This is a genomic window from Rhizobium sp. GW821-FHT14E12 (assembly GCF_058803745.1).
Genome location: NZ_JBXAPH010000010.1, coordinates 77,741 through 98,389, shown reverse-complemented (window position 1 = coordinate 98,389; position 20,649 = coordinate 77,741). Strand labels below are relative to the sequence as shown.

16 protein-coding genes are annotated in these 20,649 nt (G+C 61.6%); 10 read left to right on the top strand and 6 right to left on the bottom strand.

Annotation, left to right across the window (positions count from 1 at the left end; all coding sequences use genetic code 11):
* Positions 1 to 3 precede the first annotated feature (3 nt).
* The gene (locus AC1RO0_RS27185; protein ID WP_498595670.1) at positions 4 to 1,026 is read right to left on the bottom strand and encodes a LacI family DNA-binding transcriptional regulator; all 1,023 of its coding nucleotides are present in this window, start codon (positions 1,024 to 1,026) and stop codon (positions 4 to 6) included.
* A gap of 94 nt (positions 1,027 to 1,120) precedes the next feature.
* On the opposite strand from AC1RO0_RS27185, the gene AC1RO0_RS27180 reads away from it, so the two are divergent.
* Positions 1,121 to 2,314, top strand: coding sequence for a phytanoyl-CoA dioxygenase family protein (locus AC1RO0_RS27180; RefSeq protein WP_498595669.1), 1,194 nt, complete (start codon positions 1,121 to 1,123; stop codon positions 2,312 to 2,314).
* A gap of 96 nt (positions 2,315 to 2,410) precedes the next feature.
* On the top strand, positions 2,411 to 3,232 hold the full coding sequence (locus AC1RO0_RS27175; protein WP_498595668.1) for an SDR family oxidoreductase: 822 nt from the start codon (positions 2,411 to 2,413) through the stop codon (positions 3,230 to 3,232).
* Positions 3,233 to 3,313: 81 nt separating this feature from the next.
* On the opposite strand, the gene lysA is transcribed toward AC1RO0_RS27175, so the two are convergent.
* The 4 genes from lysA to AC1RO0_RS27155 form a co-directional block, all read right to left on the bottom strand.
* Positions 3,314 to 4,558, bottom strand: a complete 1,245-nt coding sequence (lysA, locus tag AC1RO0_RS27170) for a diaminopimelate decarboxylase (protein WP_498595667.1) — start codon at positions 4,556 to 4,558, stop codon at positions 3,314 to 3,316.
* A 117-nt stretch (positions 4,559 to 4,675) separates the two neighbouring features.
* The gene (locus AC1RO0_RS27165; protein ID WP_498595666.1) at positions 4,676 to 5,857 is read right to left on the bottom strand and encodes a PLP-dependent transferase; all 1,182 of its coding nucleotides are present in this window, start codon (positions 5,855 to 5,857) and stop codon (positions 4,676 to 4,678) included.
* 14 nt (positions 5,858 to 5,871) lie between these two features.
* Positions 5,872 to 7,239 carry an MATE family efflux transporter gene (locus tag AC1RO0_RS27160; RefSeq protein ID WP_498595741.1) on the bottom strand — a complete coding sequence of 456 codons (1,368 nt, stop codon included), beginning with the start codon at positions 7,237 to 7,239 and terminating at the stop codon, positions 5,872 to 5,874.
* The gene (locus AC1RO0_RS27155; protein WP_498595665.1) at positions 7,239 to 8,387 is read right to left on the bottom strand and encodes a GNAT family N-acetyltransferase; all 1,149 of its coding nucleotides are present in this window, start codon (positions 8,385 to 8,387) and stop codon (positions 7,239 to 7,241) included. The genes AC1RO0_RS27160 and AC1RO0_RS27155 overlap by 1 nt, the downstream gene beginning before the upstream one ends.
* Before the next feature lie 321 nt (positions 8,388 to 8,708).
* Here AC1RO0_RS27155 and AC1RO0_RS27150 point away from each other — a divergent pair, with 321 nt between their 5' ends.
* The 8 genes from AC1RO0_RS27150 to AC1RO0_RS27115 all read left to right on the top strand — a co-directional run bounded on the left by AC1RO0_RS27150 (position 8,709) and on the right by AC1RO0_RS27115 (position 20,094).
* Positions 8,709 to 12,683 carry an amino acid adenylation domain-containing protein gene (locus tag AC1RO0_RS27150; RefSeq protein ID WP_498595664.1) on the top strand — a complete coding sequence of 1,325 codons (3,975 nt, stop codon included), beginning with the start codon at positions 8,709 to 8,711 and terminating at the stop codon, positions 12,681 to 12,683.
* Positions 12,684 to 12,716: 33 nt separating this feature from the next.
* Positions 12,717 to 14,027, top strand: coding sequence for a lysine N(6)-hydroxylase/L-ornithine N(5)-oxygenase family protein (locus AC1RO0_RS27145; RefSeq protein ID WP_498595663.1), 1,311 nt, complete (start codon positions 12,717 to 12,719; stop codon positions 14,025 to 14,027).
* Positions 14,028 to 14,470: 443 nt separating this feature from the next.
* Complete coding sequence (locus tag AC1RO0_RS27140) at positions 14,471 to 15,061, top strand: sigma-70 family RNA polymerase sigma factor (RefSeq protein WP_498595662.1); 591 nt, start codon at positions 14,471 to 14,473, stop codon at positions 15,059 to 15,061.
* 2 nt (positions 15,062 to 15,063) lie between these two features.
* A complete protein-coding gene (locus AC1RO0_RS27135) occupies positions 15,064 to 15,594 on the top strand; it encodes a GNAT family N-acetyltransferase (protein WP_498595661.1) in 531 nt (176 codons plus the stop codon).
* Positions 15,591 to 16,415: an ATP-binding cassette domain-containing protein gene (locus AC1RO0_RS27130; protein WP_498595660.1), complete on the top strand. Its 825-nt coding sequence runs from the start codon at positions 15,591 to 15,593 to the stop codon at positions 16,413 to 16,415. The genes AC1RO0_RS27135 and AC1RO0_RS27130 overlap by 4 nt, the downstream gene beginning before the upstream one ends.
* Positions 16,405 to 17,313 carry an iron-siderophore ABC transporter substrate-binding protein gene (locus tag AC1RO0_RS27125; RefSeq protein ID WP_498595659.1) on the top strand — a complete coding sequence of 303 codons (909 nt, stop codon included), beginning with the start codon at positions 16,405 to 16,407 and terminating at the stop codon, positions 17,311 to 17,313. Before AC1RO0_RS27130 ends, AC1RO0_RS27125 begins: the two co-directional genes overlap by 11 nt.
* Positions 17,313 to 19,301: a Fe(3+)-hydroxamate ABC transporter permease FhuB gene (gene fhuB, locus AC1RO0_RS27120; protein WP_498595658.1), complete on the top strand. Its 1,989-nt coding sequence runs from the start codon at positions 17,313 to 17,315 to the stop codon at positions 19,299 to 19,301. Before AC1RO0_RS27125 ends, fhuB begins: the two co-directional genes overlap by 1 nt.
* A gap of 67 nt (positions 19,302 to 19,368) precedes the next feature.
* On the top strand, positions 19,369 to 20,094 hold the full coding sequence (locus AC1RO0_RS27115) for a beta-ketoacyl-ACP reductase (RefSeq protein ID WP_498595657.1): 726 nt from the start codon (positions 19,369 to 19,371) through the stop codon (positions 20,092 to 20,094).
* Positions 20,095 to 20,220: 126 nt separating this feature from the next.
* On the opposite strand, the gene AC1RO0_RS27110 is transcribed toward AC1RO0_RS27115, so the two are convergent.
* A complete protein-coding gene (locus AC1RO0_RS27110) occupies positions 20,221 to 20,613 on the bottom strand; it encodes a GFA family protein (protein WP_498595656.1) in 393 nt (130 codons plus the stop codon).
* Between the last annotated feature and the right edge of the window lie 36 nt (positions 20,614 to 20,649).

Here is a 20,649-nt window from a genome sequence, read left to right as displayed (position 1 = left end):
ACATCAGGTCACGGCCGGCATGTTGTAGGAGGTTATAATTTCCACCGCCGACAACATCGCCGGTGCACTGCGTCCATTTACCTGGCCGCTCATGATCGCCCGAAATGCCGATCTGGCATCCATTCGCAGGTCATGATGCAGCACGAAACCAATCTTGCCCGCAGCAAGCAGCGCACGGTTGTCGGCATCGAGATCATGCGCCACGAAAATGCGGATCGGCCTTCCAGCCGCCTCGAAAGCCGCGAGCACGGCCCTGTTTCCGCCGCCGACGGAATAGACGGCGTTGATCATCGCGTCCGAGGCGATGGCGCGTGCCGCAAGTGTTCCCGTTGCGGCGTCGGTTCCGTGACCCTCGCTGATTTCGGTGACGCCGATCTGCGGATAGCGCTCGCGCAACACGCGGCGAAAGCCGATCTCCCGCTCCTCCTCGCCGCGAAAGCGGCCGCTCGACAGGGTGACGAGGACCCTGGCGTCAGCGCCGTCAAAGCTATTCCCGACGAGATAGGCTGCCGTCTCGCCCGCCGCGCGATTGTCGGCGCCTGCATAAGCCGCGCGTGACGAATTCGGCAGGTCCGTCACCAGGGTGACAACCGTGATGCCGGCCTTGGTCGCGCGTTCGACAGCAGCGGCGATCTCCGGAATGTCGGGGGCCTTCAACACGATCCCGTGCGTGCCCCGCAGCCGGATGCGATCGAGTAATTGCACCAGTTCGATCGGCTTCATCACCTCGGCGAAATGAAAACGGCAACGGAAGACCGTCGGCAGGAAGGTCGCGACCTCCGCTTCGAAGGCTGACCGCACCGCATCGGAAAAACGCTCCGGCGTCTCCATGACGATATCGATCGCCAGCGTCCGCCCGTTGATCCCGGCGCCGGCCTGCTGCTTTTCCAGCTCGGCGATCGCCGCTTTGACCCGCATCTCGGTCTGCCGTCGCACACCTGGACGCCCGTTCAGCACCCGGTCGACGGTGGCGGTGCTCAAGCCCGCCTGAAAGGCGATATCCTTGACGAGAAACGGATGCGACATGCTCTTCGTTCTGATGGTTTTTTGATGGATTTATGATCTATAACACGACAATGCCTGCCGTATAGTGCCTTCATCAGAGATGGAGGATCACCTGATGAAAACCGACAATCCGCAGAAACTGCGCGCCGACCGCGTCTGGCTGACAGAGGATGCTTGCGACCTCGACGATTTCCGGGCTCTGGCTGAGAAAACCACCGCTCTTGCCGATTATCCGACCGCCGATCACGTCGAGAAAAACGTCCTGATCTATGACAGCGCCAAGGTTCTGGCGGCCATTGCCAGCCCGGAAGGACGCCGCGCCGTGCTCGCCGAGATCTGCGAAGCCTTCGGCGAAGGCCCGGGTGTCGTGGTCTTCAAGCGCGCTTACCCGGATACATCCGTTATCGACCGCGCCAGCGTGATCTTCGACGACATCATCAACGAGCAGCACCGCACGGCGACCGGCGGCGGCGACCATTTCGCCAAGCCAGGCGCCAACGACCGCATCTGGAATTCGCTGGAGAAACATTGCCTCGCCGATCCCGCCAATTTCGCAGAATATTACGGCAATGCCATTGTCGCGATTGCCAGCGAAGCCTGGCTCGGACCGAGCTATCAGATGACGGCGCAGGTCAATCGCGTCAATCCCGGCGGTGCCGCGCAATCCGCCCATCGCGATTACCATCTCGGCTTTCAGTCTTCGAAAGTGATCGAGCAATTTCCGGCCCATGTGCACAGGCTCTCGCCGGTCCTGACGCTGCAAGGCGCGGTTGCCCATTGCGACATGCCGCTCGAAAGCGGGCCGACGCTGTTCCTGCCGCACAGCCAGACCTACGTGCCCGGCTATCTCGCGCTGAAGCGCCAGGAATTCCGCGATTATTTCGATCGCAACCATATCCAGTTGCCACTCAAAAAAGGCGATGTCGTCTTCTTCAACCCCGCCCTTTTCCATGCGGCCGGCACCAACCGCTCGGCGGATATCAAGCGCGTGGCAAACCTGCTGCAGGTTTCCTCCGCCTTCGGCCGCGCCATGGAAACGGTCAATCGCGAACGCATGAGCGCCCGCCTGTTCCCGGCGCTGAAAGCCCTGAAATCGGCGGGCAAGCTCTCCGAGGCGGAAGTATCGAACGCCATCGCCTCCTGCGCCGAGGGCTATTCCTTCCCCACCAACCTCGACCGCGACCCACCCGTCGGCGGCCTTGCCCCGAAGACCCAGGCGCAATTGCTGCATGAGGCCTTGGCGGAAGGCTGGAGCGACGAGGCTTTCACCAAGGCTCTCGCGGAGCAGGCGGAGAAAAAGCTCACCTGACGACAGCAGTTTCCTGTCATCATTACCAAACCGAAGCCTCTCGCATCGCGAGGGGCTTTGCGCATATCACATCGAACCATTTCCGGGAGGAATAACATGAGCACAGACCACAGCCGCCTCGACGGCAAGATCGCGATCGTCACCGGCGGCACACAAGGGCTTGGCGCCACCATTGCCCGCCTCTTTGCCGATCGCGGCGCCAAGGGCATCGTCATCTGCGGCCGCAACGAGGCGAAGGGGAAGGCCAAGGCGGAGGAGATCTCGGCGGCAACTGGGGCAAAGGTTGTCTACGTCAAGGCCGACCTCGGCAATGTCGAGGACGCGCGCAATGTCGTCCACGTCTGCGATCAAACCTTCGGTCGCGTCGATACACTGGTCAATGCTGCCGCTATCACCGATCGCGGCACGATCATCGACACCAGCCCCGAGCTTTTCGACGCCATGTTCGCCATCAATGTCCGCGCGCCATTCTTCCTGATGCAGGAGGCCGTCAAGGTCATGCGGCGCGAGAAGATCGAAAGCACGATCGTCAATATCGGTTCGATGTCGGCCAAGGCCGGCCAGCCCTTCATCGCCGCCTATTGCGCCTCCAAGGGGGCGCTGGAGACCCTGACGAAGAACACAGCCTATGCGCTCTTGCGCAACCGTATCCGCGTCAATGGCCTCAACATCGGCTGGATGGCCTCCGAAGGCGAGGACCGGATTCAGAGGGAATTTCACGAAGCACCCGCGGACTGGCTGGAAAAAGCCGCCGCAAGCCAGCCCTTCGGCCGGCTGGTCGATCCGCAGGAAGTAGCCCGCGCCTGCGCCTATCTGTCGTCAGCAGAATCCGGCCTGATGACCGGCTCAGTCATCTGCTTCGACCAGTCGATCTGGGGCGCCTACGACGGCTCGCCGCACCCGGTCGCCGCCCTCTGAGAAAACGAGAAAGCATGGTGCTGGCGTTGTGCATTCATCAACGCCAGCACGCAGGACGTCTATTGCAGACTTGCCGCAGACCTAAACGTTCTCAAGCTCAAGCAATTCGTCCAGCGTCTGGCGCCTGCGGATCAGCCTGTGTTTTCCTTCGTCCAGAAGCACTTCGGGAGCATAGAGCCGGCTATTGTAGTTCGAGGACATCGTCGCCCCATAGGCGCCGGTGCCGTGGAACACTAGGAAGTCGCCGACCTGTGTTTCAGGCAGGTCCCTTTTCTCCACCGTTCCGAATTCCGTCTGCGTGAAGACATCACCCGACTCACACAAAGGGCCGGCAACGACGGTCGGCAGGCTAGCGGCAGAGCGATCGCGAGGCGCGGGGCCGGGGATGACGGATATATGATGATAGCTGCCATACATCGCCGGCCTGGCAAGATCGCTGAAACCGGCATCGACCAGCGTGAACCGGTTCTGACCCATGGTCTTGACCGCCCTCACCTCCGCAAGCAACACGCCGGAATCCGCCGTGAGGAAGCGGCCGGGCTCGATCTCCAGGCGGATCGGATGCTTGAAGTGCGCTTCGACCTGCCGCCGTGCCTCATCCCAAAGCGAGAAATAATGCGTAGGGTCGATCTCCTCCTCGCCCTCCTTGTAGGGAACAGAGAGGCCGCCGCCAGCGGAAATCGCCTCGATATCCGTGCCGAGATCGCGGCAAAAGTCGACCATCGCCCCGCAGACACGTTGCAGATGACCGTAGTCGACGCCAGAGCCGATATGCATGTGCAGTCCGACCAGCGTCAGGGAGTGCGCGCGCACGGCAGCAACCGCCTCGTGCAACTGCTCAAACCAGATGCCGTGCTTGCTGTTTTCGCCGCCGGTATTGGTCTTGTTGCTGTGGCCGTGTCCGAAACCGGGGTTGACGCGAAGCCAGACCCTGTGGCCGGGAGAACGCTCGCCGAGCTGATGCAGCATGTCGATCGAGCCGATATTGACCTCGATCTTGTCGGCAACGACCCGGTCAAGGATCGCGCGATCGAAGACATCGGCGGTGAAGACGATTTCTGCCGCATCGGACGTGCTACCCACCGCATAGCCCGCCCGCACCGCACGCTCGATCTCGCCGAGCGAGACGGCGTCGACGAAAACGCCTGCCTTGCGCATTTCCCTGAGTATATGGATGTTCGAACAGGCCTTTTGCGCAAAGCGGATCACGTCGAAGGCCGATAGTTGCTTGATGCGGCGGCGGATGGCTTCAGCGTCGTAGACCCAGAGTGGCGTCCCATATTCGGCGGCAAGCGTGGTCAGGGTGTCGTTGGAAGGGATGGTCATTTTCTCTCGGTCGGTTGGGGCTGGGGTCTGGCAATGGGCTTTGACAATAATGCGGGCGGAACGCCGTTGTCGCTCCGCCCGCCTCGTAATGCAAATCAGAATTTGAGGCGCTGTCGCTTATTTTGCTGCGGCAGCGAAGGCCTGCTCCAGATCAGCGATGATGCTCTTCGCATCATGCAGACCGACATTGAGGCGGATCGTCCGATCACTGACGCCGAAACGCGCGAAGACGTTCGTTTCAGGCGAAATGCTCAAGGCCGCCTTTGCCGGAACGACGAGGCTTTCCGGTCCGCCCCAGCTGACGCCGATCCGCACGAGGCGCAGGGCGTCAACGAAGGAAGCGACATCGATATGGTCCGCAACCTCGAAGGAGAAGAGGCCGCCAAATCCGCTGAAGGTGCTCTTGCCCGGATGCTCGGCGAAGGCCGGGTGCATGACATTTGCCACGGCATCAGTCGATTTCAGCCAGGACGCGACCTCAAGACCCGCTTCGTGGTGATGGCGCATGCGGAACGGCAGGGTTTCGAGATTGCGCAGGACCAGCCATGCCTCGAACGGCGCGAGCTTGGCGCCCGTATAGGGATAGATCTCGCTGTTGATCCGGTTGATATGCGCGCGCGATCCGGCAACGAGGCCCGCAACCGTGTCACTCTGCCCGCCGAGATATTTCGAAGCGGCGTGGATCACCAGATCGATGCCGACGGCGAGCGGGTTCTGGTAGAGCGGCGTTGCCCAGGAATTGTCGACCATGGTCACCACGCCGTGCCGGCGGGCCGCCTCGGCGATTGCTGTGAGGTCCTGCAGTTCGAAGACCATCGAGGTCGGGTTTTCGAGATATACGACCTTTGCGCCGGGGATAGCCGCAATCATCTTCTCCGTATCGGTCCCGTCGATATAGTCGACGATGACGCCGAAGCGCTTCAGCACTTTTTCGAAGAAGCGGAAAGCGTCGCTATAGACATGCCGGACGGTGACGATGCGGTCCCCCGGCCCGACGAAGGCGAGAACCGCCGCGGCAATGGCACCCATGCCGCTTGAGAAGGCTCGCGCTTCCTCGGCACCTTCCATCTCGGCGATCCGGCGTTCCAGCAATTGCACCGTCGGATTGTCGCCGCGCGAATAGATCGGCTTTTTCGAACGACCGGCAAAGACATCCTCAAGCTCGCTGTAGCTGTCGAACAGGAAGAGCGACGTCTGATAGATCGGCGGCACAGCCGCATTGAAGGGATCGTCCTGGACAGGCATCAGCGTGTCGGACGTTACTCTGTGATAGGCATCGAACCTTGGAGTCTCGTTCATGGCGTCCTCATTTTTCAGGGATGGAGTGTCGATGGGCCAACCAAATGACCGGTGTTTGTCGGCAAGAGGGCCAGCCATTCGCGCCGGGCGATGACGAGGCCAAGCATGGCCGCAAGGATCGCAGCGCCCGCCGGCGCAAGGGCGACACCGGAAAAGCCGATCCAGAGCGGCAGCAAAAGCAGAAGAGGAATGAGCAGATAGCCTTGCGGCGCAAGCCCGACCACGGCGGACAGCCCGGCCCGGCCACGCGACTGGAGCATCACCAGCAGAACTGACTGAAACGCCGCCAGCGGAAAGACCGGAAAGAGCGCACGCAGATAAGACGTCGCCTCGGCTGCGACCTCGGGACTATCGGTGAACAGCCGCGCAATCGGTTCGGCCCCCAGAAACAGCAGCACGGAATAGAGGGACGCCACGGGGATGGTCACCGCCAGCATGACACGGATGATCGCCCTCACCCGCAATGGATCACCCGCCCCGACGGCATGGCTGACGACACTCTGGGCACCGAGGCAGAAGCCGAAGACCGGAAGCTGGCCGAGCGTCATCAGGCGAATCGCAATCGCGGTCGCAGCAACCCCGGCATCACCGCCATGAACGGCCGCCTCGCGCAAGAGAACGAGGAAGCCTAGGCCCGTCACGACACTCGTGGCGGCCGCGGGAACGCCGATCCTTGCGATCGGCCGCAGCAATTGCCAGCGCACCAACCGCATCGTCACCCTGACCTTGCCCCATCTGCGCTGGAAATAGACCACGTAGCAGAGAAGGGCTGCCACTGATGACAGGATGGTCGCAAAGGCAGCGCCCGTTTCGCGAAACTGGAACAGGAAGATGAAAACCGGATCGAGAACGGCATTAAGCGCGAAACTGGCAATCAGCACGATCATCGAGAAACGTGAGTTTCCTTCGGCAATCGCGATGAAATCGCAGACGGCCTGTAGCAGCCCGAGCGTCACGCCAAAGGCCAGCAATCGCCCATAATTGAGGCCCGGCGCCAGAAGCTCGTTGCTGGTACCGAGCGCGCCGACGAAACCCGGCAATCCGAGATAGATGAGGACGGAGAGCACGATGCCGATCGGGATGGTCGCGGCCAATGCCGTCACCGCCACCGACGAGGCGGCGGGCACGTCACCCTCGCCGAGATGTCGCGCCAGAAGCGTGGCAAGTCCGATGCCGAGCCCCTGGCCGGTCGCCGCGACCAGCAGGAACAGCGGCATGACGAGACTGATGCCGGCAAGCACCTCCGGCCCCAGCGCACCGAGGAAAATCGCGTTGATCGCATGATGACCGGCGCTTGCCGCCAGTCCTGCCACGGCCGGCAAGGCGATCGTCAGAACGAGCCGCATGACGCGCGGATCGTTCATATCGGCAACTGCCTTCATCACGCGGCATCCCGGGGCAGCGAACCAAGGACCGGCAAGCCATCTTCGCCGGCGAGACCGGAGAGATCGGGCGACAGCAGCCGGTCCATGAAGAACCGCTCGCGCAGGAGCATCACCAGCAGGGCCTTCTTGTGGGCAAACTGGATATGCTTGATCTTGGAAAAGCCCGACCTGTCGAGATTGCGGATCTGCTGGCGGTGATGATGCACAGGCTCGCCGACGATGCGCCGCGTGCGCGGATCAGCCAGGAACATGTAGTGCATCAGCGATGGCAGCCAGGCGCTGACGAAGGCCTTTCCACGGAAGGCGTCTTCACCAATGGCGACATGCCAGCCGCGATCGTGACCATCGGCCTCGTAATGCGGACCGATGCGATCTTCCTTGGCCCAGTAGAGCTCGAAGTAACCGAAAGGCACGCCGCCGAAGGTTCCGATCAGCGGCAGGGTGCGGGGATCGGCGAGCCGGCCGGCGATGAAATCGCGATGATAGGAAAGCTCGCCATTGTCTTCCCAGATGGCGGCGACGCGGGGATCGTTCATCCAGCGATGAAAATGCGGGAGATCCGCCTCGACATCGGCGACATGAAAGCCAAGCGGCATGTTCAGCCAGGGAATGAACCGGTTGTAGACGGAGCCGACAGGCTTCGGCGGTCGCAGGGGATGCAGGACGCCGTTGCTCAGGACCGGCGTTTCCGGATAGGCGAAAGGCGTGCTTCCGAGCCAGGGCTTTGCCTGCTGGAAGAAGGCTTCCGGACGGGCGATGAAACGATCTCCGCGCTGCTCGACAGCACCGGATGACAGCAGGCGCGTCAGAAGAGCGCGATCCTCAAGCACGATATCGACGCCCTGCAGTTCCGGATGGCACGTTAGGACGGCATCCAGCACGGCGTTGACGACATCCTCGGGCGAAAGCTCTTTTGTGCCGGCTGATATCTGATCGAAGGCCAGCAGCGGATTGGCCGAGGCCGAAAAACGTCCCGAGGCCACCTCGACGCCATGATGTTTGGCGCGGAAGCCGCCGGGTGCCGATAGCACGATGACGGGCAGGCCGAGCGCCAATGCGTGGCTTGCAAACCCCTCCTGCGGCAGGCGCAGATCGAATGATCCGGCCGCCGCGATCTCGCGCGTCGTCGCAACAAAAGCATCCATTTTCAGTCTCCAAATCCGGCCGACGCCAACAATCACCCGTAAAACCGGGCACGGCGCTAATTCCGCAGAGACGAATGGGGTCATGCGAAATTCAAAATATTTCTCAAATTTATTTTTTACGATTTTTCTGAATTTCGGATCATCCCGTTCGTCTTACAGCCGCATCGAATTTAGAAACGGAAATATCCGAATTAGAACTGTTATAATGTAGGTATTATCTAAAGATATACTTATAAGTACTCGCCATGCGCGAAATTACGAGCAAGAATAATTTCGCGAATTCGATTGCTACTTCAAGCGCAACTCGGAGAACTGCAAGATATGACACTTCACGACAGGAATGCCACGGCGGCAAATAGTTCGGATCACATCGCGACGTGTCCGCTATCGCCGGCGCAATCGCGGATCTGGCTTCTGTCCGAGACCGGCAACGAAGCCGTGTTCGGACGACAGATCCTCGGGATTGGATTTGCCGCGGTGGAAGCATCAACGGCGCGCAAGGCGCTCGCGGCCCTGTCGGAATATCATCCCCTGATCGCCCGCAAATTCGAGGCGCGGCCCGGCGGGATCGTCTATCAGAGCCTGGGTGACACAGGACGTATCGAGATCGTCGAACGCAACCTTTCCAACGACGAAAGCATCAAGGAAGCGTTGCCGGCCGCGGCCGAAGAAGAAAGACAACGACTGGTGGACCTGCAGGCAGTGCATCCGGCCCGTTTCGTGCTCTTCATCACCGGGCACCAAGCCGTCGGCGTCCTGTTCTCGTTGCATGCGGTCATCGGCGATAGCGTGGCGCTCGACCGGCTTGCGAGTGATTTCCTCCGGAATATCGGCGGTCTCTCCGCTGCGGGGACCGATCTTGCCGAAACAGCACTTCCCAAGGCTGCCGCATGGATGATCGACCATGCGGCTCCTTGCAATCCTTCCGCCGAACGGGTGGATTTCTGGTTCCGGCGGCTGAAGGCGCAGGAAAACATCGCCGCTCTCACGCCCCAGGCAACGATCGCCAAAGAGATCGAAGACGCCGGCTGGTACGAACATGTGCTCGACATACCGGTCCCGAAATACGTCGAACTCTCCAGCGATGTGCCCGCAGCTCTCGCCGTGGCATTGCGCCGCTATTCGGGATACGGCACGCAACGGATCGGTCTGGTGACGAGACCAGAAAGGGCCATGGTAACGGCCCGCACGGAAGATGTGCTGATCGTCACCTCGGAGATCGACGGCGCGATGACGCTCCGAGAGACCCGCAAGGCGCTTACGGCCGACATGGAAACCGCTGCCGCGCAGGCCCTCCCCTTCGAGGGATTGGCCGAAGCCCTGCTGCGGCGCGATGAATTTTTCGACACCACGAGCCTCGTCAAGACGCTGCTCGACATCAGGCCGGCTTTCCATTTCGAGACGGCAGCGGCGGTTCGCACCCTTGCCGAGCCGCCCGCCCGCCGCGACGCCGAACTCGTCATCACCGTTTCCTATCTCTCCGGCAACCGCGCAAAAATCCGGTTCGGTTTCGATCCGCAGAAATACGAGCGCGGGCATATCGCCCGTTTTGCGAATGATCTGGCAACGGCGCTGGAACAGCTTCGCAGCCACCCGGATCAATCAATCAAAAATATCCCGTTCGTCTCGCGCGAGGAACTCGACAGGCTTTCCGCACCCTATCCGGACCAGCCGGAAGCGGACGATGGTGTGCCAATCCATGAGGTGATCGCGGCGCAGGCGAGACGGCGGCCAAATGCCTTCGCCGTCGCGCAGGGTGAAAAATCCATAACGCATGGCGAGCTCGAAGCCGCCGCCAATCGACTGGCCAATCGTCTCGTCGCGATGGGTCTCGGACCCGAAAACCGGGTCGCGATCGCTCTCGAGAAGTCGATCGACGCGATCATCGCCATTCTCGCGGTCCTGAAATCGGGCGGTGCGTTCACGCCCGTCGAGCCGGATCATCCCGAAGCGCGCAACCGGCATATCCTCAGCGCGCCCGGGCTTTCGCTGATCATTTCCCGCACGCGGTCCATCGCCAATCTGCCGACCGACATTGCCACGCCGATGCTCAATCTCGACAAAACCGATCTCACAGCCGAAAGCATCGAGCCACCCGCCGTTACCATCGCGGAACGGCAACTCGCCTATGTGATCTACACATCCGGATCGACGGGCGTGCCGAAGGGCGTCGCCGTCGAGCATGGTCCGCTTGCCCACCATTGCAAGGCGACCTTGCGCATCTACGAAATGAGCGAGACATCCTGCGAATATCCGGTGCTGCCCTTCACCTCCGATGGCGGCCACGAACGCTGGATGGTGCCCCTGATGGCCGGCGGCGGCGTGGTGCTGACGCAGGACAAGCTGGCAACCCCGGAAGACGCCTTCGCGATGATGCGCAAGCACGGCGTCAACAATGCCAGCCTTCCCACCAGCTATGTGCGCGGTCTTGCCGAATATGCCGGCGAGAACAGCGAAATACCGAGGCTGAGACTCTATTCGTTCGGCGGCGAGGCGCTGTCGCAGGCGGTGTTCGACATGATCACCGAAAACCTGCAGGCGCAGATGCTGATCAACGGCTACGGGCCGACTGAAACGATCATGACCCCAATGATCTGGAAGATCCCCGCAGGCACTCGTTTCGAGGGGACCGTCGCGCCGATAGGCCGGGGCGTCGGCGACAGGCGCATCTATGTGCTTGACGCCGACCTTGCTCCCGTACCGGTCGGCGTGATCGGTGAAATCCATATTGGTGGCAGCGGCCTGGCGCGCGGCTATCAGGGGCAGCAGGAACTGACCGAAGAGCGCTTCATTCCCGACCCGTTCTCCGATAATGGCGGCCGGCTTTACAAGTCTGGCGATCTTGGCCGGTGGCGTGAGGACGGCATCGTGGAGTTCGCCGGGCGCGTCGATCATCAGATCAAGTTGCGCGGCTACCGTATCGAGCCCGGCGAGATCGAAGCGGTACTCAGATCCAACCAAAGCGTCGCCGACGTCGTGGTGCTGCTGCATCACGAAGGAGGGCGCAGCTCGCTGGTCGCCTATGTCGTGCCGCGCGAAGGCGAAACGCTGAGCGTGACGGAATTGCGTCGCACCGCGATGACTGCCCTGCCGGACTACATGGTGCCGCAGACAATCATGCTGCTAGACAAGCTTCCGATGGGTCCAAACAGCAAGCTGGATAGAAGCGCGCTGCCCGCTCCCCGGATAGACCGGGACATGGTCGCACCCGCAAGTGACAAGGAAAAAGCGATCCTCAATGTCTGGAAAGACATTCTCGATATTCCGGAAATCGGCGTCACCGAGAACTTCTTCGACATAGGCGGCCAGTCGCTCGCCGCCGTGCGTATCGTCTCCCGCCTGAAGACCCGCCATCCGGAATGGCCTTTGACCATCGCCGACATGTTCAACTATCCGACCATCCGCGACCTGGCGATCGCCATCGAGGGCACGCGCGACGAAGCGGGCGTCGACATGGTCTACCTGCGGCGCGGCGGCGACCGGCCGCTCCTCTATTGCTTCCCCGGCCTGCTGGTCAGCACGCGCGAATACATGCGTCTTGTCGACTATCTCGGCCCGGAACAGCCGGCGACCGGCTTCATTTGCTACTCGCTAACGGAAAGCAAGACGCTGAGCACCCGTGTCGAGGATGTCACGGCGCGCTATGCCGAAGCCGTTCGCAAACAGGCCAAGGGGCGCCCATGCGCCTTCCTCGGCTGGTCCTGGGGCGGCCTGCTTGCCTATGAAGCCGCCCGCCAGCTCGGGAATGACATCGACCTTCGCATGATCGGCATGGTGGATGTCTGCGACATGGACGAGGAATTCACCCTCGGTATCATGCCGCGCTTCAACGACGGCGTCCGGGATCGAATCCATGAACAGGTCCAGCGCTGGCTCGCGACAACGCCGATGCGCGAGGACTGGATGAGGCTGTTCTCGGCGATGGACGAGGAAGTCTACGAACAGTTCCTCAACCATATCGTCAAGCATAACGTCGTGCTGCCGTCGGACGGTCCGGACATCGGTTCCGAGGAACACACATTCTGGATCCTGATCGATAATGCGATGATTTTCCGGAACTATCAGCTGCAGCCGGCTGATTTCCGCATTCACGCCTTTGCCGCCGAGGACTCGCTGACACGATCACTGAACGTCATCGACTGGCGCCGCTATTCGCCCAACGCCACGGCCTCCGAGATCGTCACCGGCACCAACCATCTGACGATCATCGGCAAGACACCCTTCCATCAGCGCTTTGCGAGACGGCTCGACCAAGCCTTCGAGACGACATCCGCGTCCACGCGCAAAGCCAAATAATCTTTCTTTCCGATATCATTCTGGAGCTGCTTCATGACATCTCAAGTGCTCGACCTCGCCGGGGCCGGAATTGGTCCGTTCAACCTCAGCCTTGCTGCCCAGCTGGACTCCATTCCGGCGCTGTCGGTCCGCTTCTTCGAAAAGCGGCCATCTTTTGCCTGGCATCCGGGCATGATGCTCCCCGGCGCGGAAATGCAGACATCCATCCTCAAGGATCTGGTGACCGCGACCAACCCGACAAGCCCATGGAGCTTCCTTTCCTACCTGGTGACGCACAAGCGTTTCTATCAGTTTCTCAACGCCGAATATGAGGCGGTTCCGCGCAGGGAATTTGCCGATTATCTCGGATGGGTGGCGCGCGGGCTGACGTCGCTTCGCTTCGGCACCAGCATGCGTGACGTTCAGATGGCCGATGGCCTGTTCTCGGTCGCCACCGACAATGCGCAGATCCATGCCCGCAACCTCTCGGTCGGCGTCGGCAAGATTCCGGCGCGGCCGGCATGGGCCGAAAGACTGCCGAAGTCGCTCGCCTTCCACAGCAGCGAGGCCGCTCTGCGCCTTGGCGATCTGAAGGCGCCGCGCGTTGCCGTGATCGGCGGCGGCCAGAGCGGAGCGGAGATCGTCGATGCCCTCATGGATCTGAAAGCGGTTTCCTCGATCCACTGGCTCAGCCGCCGGCCCAATTTCGAGCCGCTCGATGCTACGCCCTTCACCAACGAGCTGTTCACGCCCGGCTATATGGAGCGCTTCCATGGCCTGCCCGAGGATCTGCGGCTGACCCATACCCGCCGGCAGGTACTTGCCAGCGACGGCGTCTCCCCATCGACGCTGAAGAAGCTCTATCGCCGCCTCTATGAAAGGAAGCTCGACGGGGCTGACCACGGAATAGCCCTGCGCCCGTATCGCGACGTCATCTCAGCCCTAAGCAATGGTCCCGAGATCGAACTGACCATGCGCAACGGCTTCGACGATAGCATCGAGACGATCGAAGTCGACATGGTCGTGCTTGCCACCGGGTATCGCTTCGTACTCCCCGACTTCCTGGCATCGCTTCAGGATCGGATTGCGGTAAACTCCATCGGCGAGCCTGTTCTCGAAAGTGATTTCTCCGTGGCATGGGACGGTCCGCGCGAGAACCGGATTTTCGTGCTGAATGCCGGGCGCCACAGCCACGGGATCGCCGAACCCCAGCTCAGCCTCGCCGCCTGGCGAAGCGCGGTCATCGCCAACGCCCTGCTCGGCAAGGCACATTTCGACCTCGATCAGCTCGATCCGATCGTTCAGTGGGAATCTCAGGGGCAAGCCTCGCTCCTCTCCGCACATATGGGACAGGCGGCGGAATAGACGCCCTGTAGTGCTCACAAAAACATCGCGCGGACCGAGCACCAGGGCTTGGGTCTGCGCGGTGGACGCTTAATTGCAGATGCCATCGCCCGAGAGCGAAATTCGGCCGGATAAACACAATCGAAAGTAGTTCAACCTTAAGGCCCCATGAGTGTGTTTTGATCCATTCCGGAGCCCGTCATTTCCTGGCAGCTGACCCTCGCCCAAGGGTCACTATAAGCACCCAAAAGAGCTTTGAACCGATCCGAACACCTGGAAAGGGTATTGTACCAATCGAAGATTCCCCCAATAAAATCCAATAAAATTAATAGGATATAGCGAAACAAGGCAGGAAGCGCGTACTTCCTCGTTTTTATGTTGACTACTATTATCATGTTTTTTAGGGTGCGCCAAAACAGAGGGGTACATCGAAATGCAACTTTGGATTTCAGAGAGAACCCGACATGGTGGTCAATCCTTCGCAGTCGATATCAAATGAACAGCTCAAAGCAGCACTCCTCGCCTACCCTAAGCTATTGGCCAGCGCCCGCCGGATCACCGGTTGCATGACGCTTGCCGAAGACGTCGTTCAGGAAGTCCTCCTTCAATTGGTCTCCAAGCCGCTCAAGTCCGACATTGCTGCGCCGGCACCCTATGTGATGCGTATGGTCCGCAATCTCGCCAGGGATCACATGCGCCGGCTGCGCTATGAAAGGGGCCTGTTCGTCGAAGAGCAGGTCGGTGGCAGCACCTCGGCCTATGGTAGCCCCGAAGAGCGGCTGCTCGAAACCGAGGCGTATGAGGCCTTTCGATGCACGGTCGAGGCGATGCCCGCCAGAACGCGGAAATTCTATGAGGAACACTATTTTGACGACGTCCCACAAAACATCATCGCGAAAGAGGCCGGCGTTTCCTGCGCGCTCGTTTGCGGATTGCTTCGGGATGCCCACTCGCGCTGCCTTGCGGCCATATCGCTGAATGCCGATCAGACGACGGAATCCTATGGTAACCATGGGCGCCATCGCTCGCCGAGACCTAGAGAAATGAGGGCCTGACGATGTGTGATGCCGCTATGTCCGGAAACAGCTTCGCCCTCTCAGATGAGCGTGGGCAAATCCAGGATGCGATAGAGATCACCAGCGACAAGGGCAATATCTGCCGCGAGATCATGTCGGAACTGACCGATTGGTTCAGTGAACCCGCCGTCATAGAGGCATGCGCAGAGGCGATCGAGTCGCTGCCGATGTTCGGCTGCGTCGACAAGAACAGGGTCGCCGGTTTCGTGGCGATGCAATCCCATCCGCCCGACGCCATGGAAATACTGGTCATCGCCACAAGGCGCGCCTACCACCGCAGCGGCATCGGCAAGCGGCTGCTTGCGGCCGCCGAGGATTGCGCCCGCACAGCCGGCTGCAAGATACTGACGGTCAAGACGCTAGCGCCCCGTGGGAAGGGCGAACCTCAGTACGACGCAACGCGCGCCTTCTATGACAAAAACGGCTTCATCCGCGCCGAGATCTTTCCGACGCTCTGGGGTGAAGGTCATCCATGCCTGTTCTTCGTCAAACCGCTAGAGGCCATCAGTTGATCACGTCACTTAAAAGCGAAACGGCCATCGAACCTTCCAACGAACAGCCCGCCGTCTTCACCACAGAGAAACTGCGTTTCGACGTGGACGGCCGAACCATCCTTCATCCGCTCGATCTCAGCTTCAGAGCCGGCGAGATCTCGGGCCTGATCGGCCATAACGGCTCGGGGAAATCAACCCTGATCAAGCTGCTCGCCCGGCAGATCCAGCCGAGCGGCGGCCAGGTGCTGTTCGACGGCGCCCCCGCCGATTCCTACGATGCGCGCGCCTTCGCCCGGGCCGTCGCCTATCTGCCGCAGGACACAACCTCGGTCGCCGGCATGACGGTCAGGGAACTGGTGGCCTCCGGTCGCTACCCCTGGCACGGGGCGCTTGGCCGCTTTACCGACCTCGACCGGGAAAAGGTCGAGACCGCCCTGCGGCTCACCCATGTCGATACCTTGGCGAGCCGCATGGTCGACACGCTGTCCGGCGGCGAGCGCCAGCGGGTGTGGATCGCCATGCTGATCGCGCAGGACAGTCGCTGTCTTCTGCTCGACGAGCCGACCTCCGCGCTTGATATCGCGCACCAGATGGAGGTGCTGGGCCTCGTGCACGAGCTGTGCCGCACAAAAAACCTGAGCGCCATTCTCGTCCTTCACGACATCAATATCGCATCGCGTTTCTGCGATCATCTCTATGCGCTGAAGGCAGGACGGCTGATTGCCGCCGGCCCGTCCGTAAGCCTGATGAAAGCGGAAACCCTTCATGCCATTTATGGCGCGGACATGGGCGTCACCGCCCATCCCGTGCACGGAACCCCGCTCGCCTATGTCATCTGACGGACCTCTCGACATCTTCAGGCTGTCGCGCCGCAACGCCCTGATCGCCGCCGCCGCGATGCTCGCCGCTCCCCGGATCGGGCGCGCGGCATCGCCAATGTCCGGCCCGATCGTCTCGCTGGATTACGGCCTGGCCTCGACCCTTCTGGCGCTCGGGGTGACACCGGCTGCCATCGTCTCGCTTGCCGATTGGGACAAATGGGTGGTGGAACCGAAAATGCCATCCGGCGTCGTTGATCTGGGGACCGCCTGGGAAATCAATCTTGAGATCCTGGCGAGCCTCAAGCCGGCCCTGATCCTGACGACACCCTATCTGGCGGCCCTCAAACCACGCCTCGAGCCGATCGCGCCCGTTCTGGAGTTGACGATCTACGCCGAAGGCGGAGAAGCATTGCCGCGCTCCATCGAGGCGACCAAGGCGCTGGCCACGGCGATCGGCCGCGAGCCGCAGGGGGCTGATTTCCTCGCAAGATCGGACCGCTTCTTCGATGATTGCGCCCGGCGAGTCCAACAGCTGTCGCCGCCGCCGCTGGCGCTCGTCAGTTTCGTCGATCAGCATCATGCCCGCATCTATGGCGGCGCCGGCCTCTACCAGAACGTCATGACCCGGATCGGCCTGAAGAACGCCTGGACGGGTAGCGGCAATTTCTGGGGTTTCGAGACGATCGGCATCGAGCAACTGGCGTCACTCGATCAGAACCTGCGGTTGATCGTCTTCGAACCGCTCATTCCCCCCAATATCCTGTCAGGCCTGGAGGAGAGCCCCTTGTGGACCAGCCTGCCCTTCGTGAAAGCCGGGCGGATCTCGGTTCTCCCCGGCACGCTCATGTTCGGCATGGTGCAGGAGGCGGAGCGCTTCGCCGGCATTCTGCTTGAGCATCTCGAGAAGGCGGCCTGATGCGTATCCATTCAGACAATAGCCTCGGCGCACCGGCCGTGGCGATCGGACTTCTGCTGCTCGCCAGCCTGCTTGCCTGGCATCAGATCTCGCCCGACCTCTCGCGCCTGACGGCGCAGGACACCGGATATGATCCGCGCCGGATGCTGCTTCTTTATTCGACCCTGCCGAGGATCGTCACCGCGCTTATTTCCGGCGCGGCGCTGGCGCTGGCGGGAAGCCTGCTCCAGCAGGTGTTGCGCAATCCGCTTGCCTCGCCGACGACGCTCGGCATCTCCGCCGGCGCCAACCTCGCACTCGTTGCCGCCATGCTTGCCTTTCCGGCACTTGGGGGATTGAGCCGCGACGCCGTCGCTCTCTTCGGCAGCGCGGCGGCCGCCGCCGTTGTCTTTCTGATCGGCGCACGGCGCGGCTTCTCGCCCTTCGCGCTGGTTCTTGCCGGACTAATCGTCAGCGTCTGGAGCGGCGCGCTTGCCGCCATTCTCGTTCTGATGAACGACCGCTATCTTTCCGGCCTGTTCATCTGGGGCGCCGGATCCCTGGCACAGCAGAGCTGGACGATACCGTTATCACTGCTTCCCAAGATCGCGGCTCTTGCAATCCTCGCCATCCTGATGGCGCGACCGCTATCGCTCATGGAACTTGGAGACAGCGGCGCCAGCGGGCTCGGGCTCTCGGTCAAGCGAACCCGCATCACCGCCGTCTGCATCGCCATCGCGCTCGCAGCAATCGTCACCAGCGCGGTCGGCGTTATCGGCTTCATCGGCCTCATCGCCCCCGGGATCGCCCGTCTTGCCGGGGCGCGGCAGATGAAGAGCCAGCTTATCTGGTCGCCCCTGATCGGCGCCGGATTGCTGCTTCTGACCGACGAGGCCCTGGTATTTTTGAACACAGACTCCTCGACCTTTCTGCCGACAGGCGCCGTCACCGCTTTTCTCGGCGCGCCGTTGTTGCTGCTGATGCTGCCGCGTCTTCGGGTAACGCAGCGGGGTGTACCAGCCTCTCCGGAGACAAGGGGCCGGTTCGAACACGTCTCGCCCGCCCTTATTGCCGCAGCAAGTGTTCTTCTCCTCATCCTCGTCGCCGGTGCGATCTTCTTCGGACGCGCGCCGGACGGAGCATGGAACATTCTCGCCTACCTGAATTGGCCGGATGTGCTGCCCTACCGCCTGCCGCGCGTGATCGCCGCCTTTGCCGCCGGCATGATGCTCGCGGCGGTTGGTTCGATCTTGCAGCGCCTCACCGGCAATGAAATGGCAAGCCCCGAAGTGCTCGGCATATCGGCCGGCGCGACCATCGGCGTGACCGCCGCGCTCTTTCTCCTGCCGGCCCCGGGCATGGCGGCTCAGCTCGGCTTCGGGGGACTGGGCGCACTCGCCGTGCTCATCGCCATTTTCATCTTCGGCATGCGGTCGGGTTTTGCGCCGGAACGCGTCCTGCTGACAGGGATCGCGCTCGGCGCGATGCTGGACGCCTCGATCAGCGTTCTCGCCGCAAGCGGCGATCCCCGCGCCATGACCGTCATGCAGTGGATGAGCGGATCGACCTATCTGGTCGACACGCCGAAGGCAGCCGCAGCCGTGATCGCCGCCATCATTGGCCTGACGCTCTCATTCCTCGCCCGGCGCTGGCTCGACCTGTTGCCGCTCGGCCCGCAGGCCGCGCAGGCAATCGGCATTCGCGTCAATCTCGCGCGTGGCTGCCTCTTTTCGCTGGCGGCCGCCATGACCGCCGCCGCCACGCTCGTGGTCGGCCCCTTGAGCTTCATCGGCCTGATGGGTCCGCATCTGGCGCGTGAACTCGGAATGCGGCGCGCCATGCCACAGCTTGCCGGCGCAGCCTTGGCCGGCGGCGGACTGATGGTGCTCGCCGACTGGTTCGGCAGAATGATCGCCTTTCCCTATCAGATCCCGGCGGGCCTGGTGTCGGCGCTGGTCGGAGCACCGCTGCTCTTGATCCTGCTGCTTCGCAGAAGGAGAGCGCGATGACCAAGGCGCCCCTCTGTCCCGGTTGATATCCAAACCGGATTCACACAAAAATGGCAGGGAGAAAAACATGACCAGGGTCGCTTTGGTAACGGGAGGAACGCGCGGGATCGGCGCGGCAATTTCCATTGCTCTGCAAGAGGCGGGTTACAAGGTTGCGGCCAGCTATGTCGGCAATGATGACGTCGCCCGTGCGTTTCGGGAAAAGACCGGCATTCCGGTCTACCGATGGGACATTCGCGATTATCAGGCCTGCAAGGACGGGATTGCCCGGGTCGAGGACGATCTCGGGCCGATCGACGTGCTCGTCAACAATGCCGGCATCACCCGTGACGGCATGTTCCACAAGATCGCGCCCGAGGACTGGAATGCGGTCATCAGCACAAATCTGAGCGGGCTGTTCAACATGACCCATCCGGTATGGCCGGGCATGCGCGAACGGAACTTCGGCCGGGTGATCAATATTTCCTCGATCAACGGGCAGAAGGGCCAGCTCGGCCAGGCCAATTACTCGGCCGCGAAAGCCGGCGATCTTGGCTTCACGAAAGCGCTGGCACAGGAAGGTGCGGCAAAGGGCATCACCGTCAATGCCGTTTGCCCCGGCTATATCGGCACGGAGATGGTTCGGGCCATGCCGGAAAAGGTGCTGAAGGAACACGTTCTCCCGCAGATACCGGTCGGCCGCCTCGGCGAACCCGAGGAAATCGCGCGATGCGTGGTGTTCCTCGCCTCCGATGAGGCCGGCTTCATCACCGGATCGACGCTGACCGCCAATGGCGGCCAGTATCTTGCCTGAGTAGAAAAAGCAGAAAGGCGGGCTGTTGTTGCAGCCCGCCAGGATATATTGCCGACCTCCCAATCAGTCGGTACGTCATGAAGCAGACAAAAATCCTGGAGGCGTCCCAGGCATGTGACGTGCGACCTATTCCTCAAAGCGACTCGTGTCGTCACGATCACGGTCGTATCCTTTCGTGAGCGGAAACGGCGGCAGCCAGGCTTCGCGGCGGATGGTCCAGAGTTCGTAGGTTGGCATCAGCTGGTCGGGAGCATCAAGGGACCCCAGGTTCACCTCGATTTCATCCGCGGTGCGTGCGAAAACGGGCGAGCCGCAGCGGGGGCAGAAAAACCGCCCGGCGTAGTCACGCGTTTCGCCTTCAACCGTCACCGCATCCTGAGGGAATATCGCTGAAGCGTGAAAAAGCGCGCCGTGATGCTTGCGGCAGTCGAGACAGTGACAAAGGCCGACCCGATATGGGAGCCCCGACGCCACGATGCGGACGTCGCCGCACAGGCAACCGCCCGTGAATCGGTCCATGCTGCATCTCCTCCAAGATCAAGCGGTCGGACTATT

Excerpts from the sequence above, each read along its gene's own strand:
- AC1RO0_RS27185 (WP_498595670.1), bottom strand. The coding sequence starts at position 1,026 with ATGTCGCATCCGTTTCTCGTCAAGGATATCGCCTTTCAGGCGGGCTTG.
- AC1RO0_RS27180 (WP_498595669.1), top strand. The coding sequence starts at position 1,121 with ATGAAAACCGACAATCCGCAGAAACTGCGCGCCGACCGCGTCTGGCTG.
- AC1RO0_RS27175 (WP_498595668.1), top strand. The coding sequence starts at position 2,411 with ATGAGCACAGACCACAGCCGCCTCGACGGCAAGATCGCGATCGTCACC.
- lysA (WP_498595667.1), bottom strand. The coding sequence starts at position 4,558 with ATGACCATCCCTTCCAACGACACCCTGACCACGCTTGCCGCCGAATAT.
- AC1RO0_RS27165 (WP_498595666.1), bottom strand. The coding sequence starts at position 5,857 with ATGAACGAGACTCCAAGGTTCGATGCCTATCACAGAGTAACGTCCGAC.
- AC1RO0_RS27160 (WP_498595741.1), bottom strand. The coding sequence starts at position 7,239 with ATGAAGGCAGTTGCCGATATGAACGATCCGCGCGTCATGCGGCTCGTT.
- AC1RO0_RS27155 (WP_498595665.1), bottom strand. The coding sequence starts at position 8,387 with ATGGATGCTTTTGTTGCGACGACGCGCGAGATCGCGGCGGCCGGATCA.
- AC1RO0_RS27150 (WP_498595664.1), top strand. The coding sequence starts at position 8,709 with ATGACACTTCACGACAGGAATGCCACGGCGGCAAATAGTTCGGATCAC.
- AC1RO0_RS27145 (WP_498595663.1), top strand. The coding sequence starts at position 12,717 with ATGACATCTCAAGTGCTCGACCTCGCCGGGGCCGGAATTGGTCCGTTC.
- AC1RO0_RS27140 (WP_498595662.1), top strand. The coding sequence starts at position 14,471 with ATGGTGGTCAATCCTTCGCAGTCGATATCAAATGAACAGCTCAAAGCA.
- AC1RO0_RS27135 (WP_498595661.1), top strand. The coding sequence starts at position 15,064 with ATGTGTGATGCCGCTATGTCCGGAAACAGCTTCGCCCTCTCAGATGAG.
- AC1RO0_RS27125 (WP_498595659.1), top strand. The coding sequence starts at position 16,405 with ATGTCATCTGACGGACCTCTCGACATCTTCAGGCTGTCGCGCCGCAAC.
- fhuB (WP_498595658.1), top strand. The coding sequence starts at position 17,313 with ATGCGTATCCATTCAGACAATAGCCTCGGCGCACCGGCCGTGGCGATC.
- AC1RO0_RS27115 (WP_498595657.1), top strand. The coding sequence starts at position 19,369 with ATGACCAGGGTCGCTTTGGTAACGGGAGGAACGCGCGGGATCGGCGCG.
- AC1RO0_RS27110 (WP_498595656.1), bottom strand. The coding sequence starts at position 20,613 with ATGGACCGATTCACGGGCGGTTGCCTGTGCGGCGACGTCCGCATCGTG.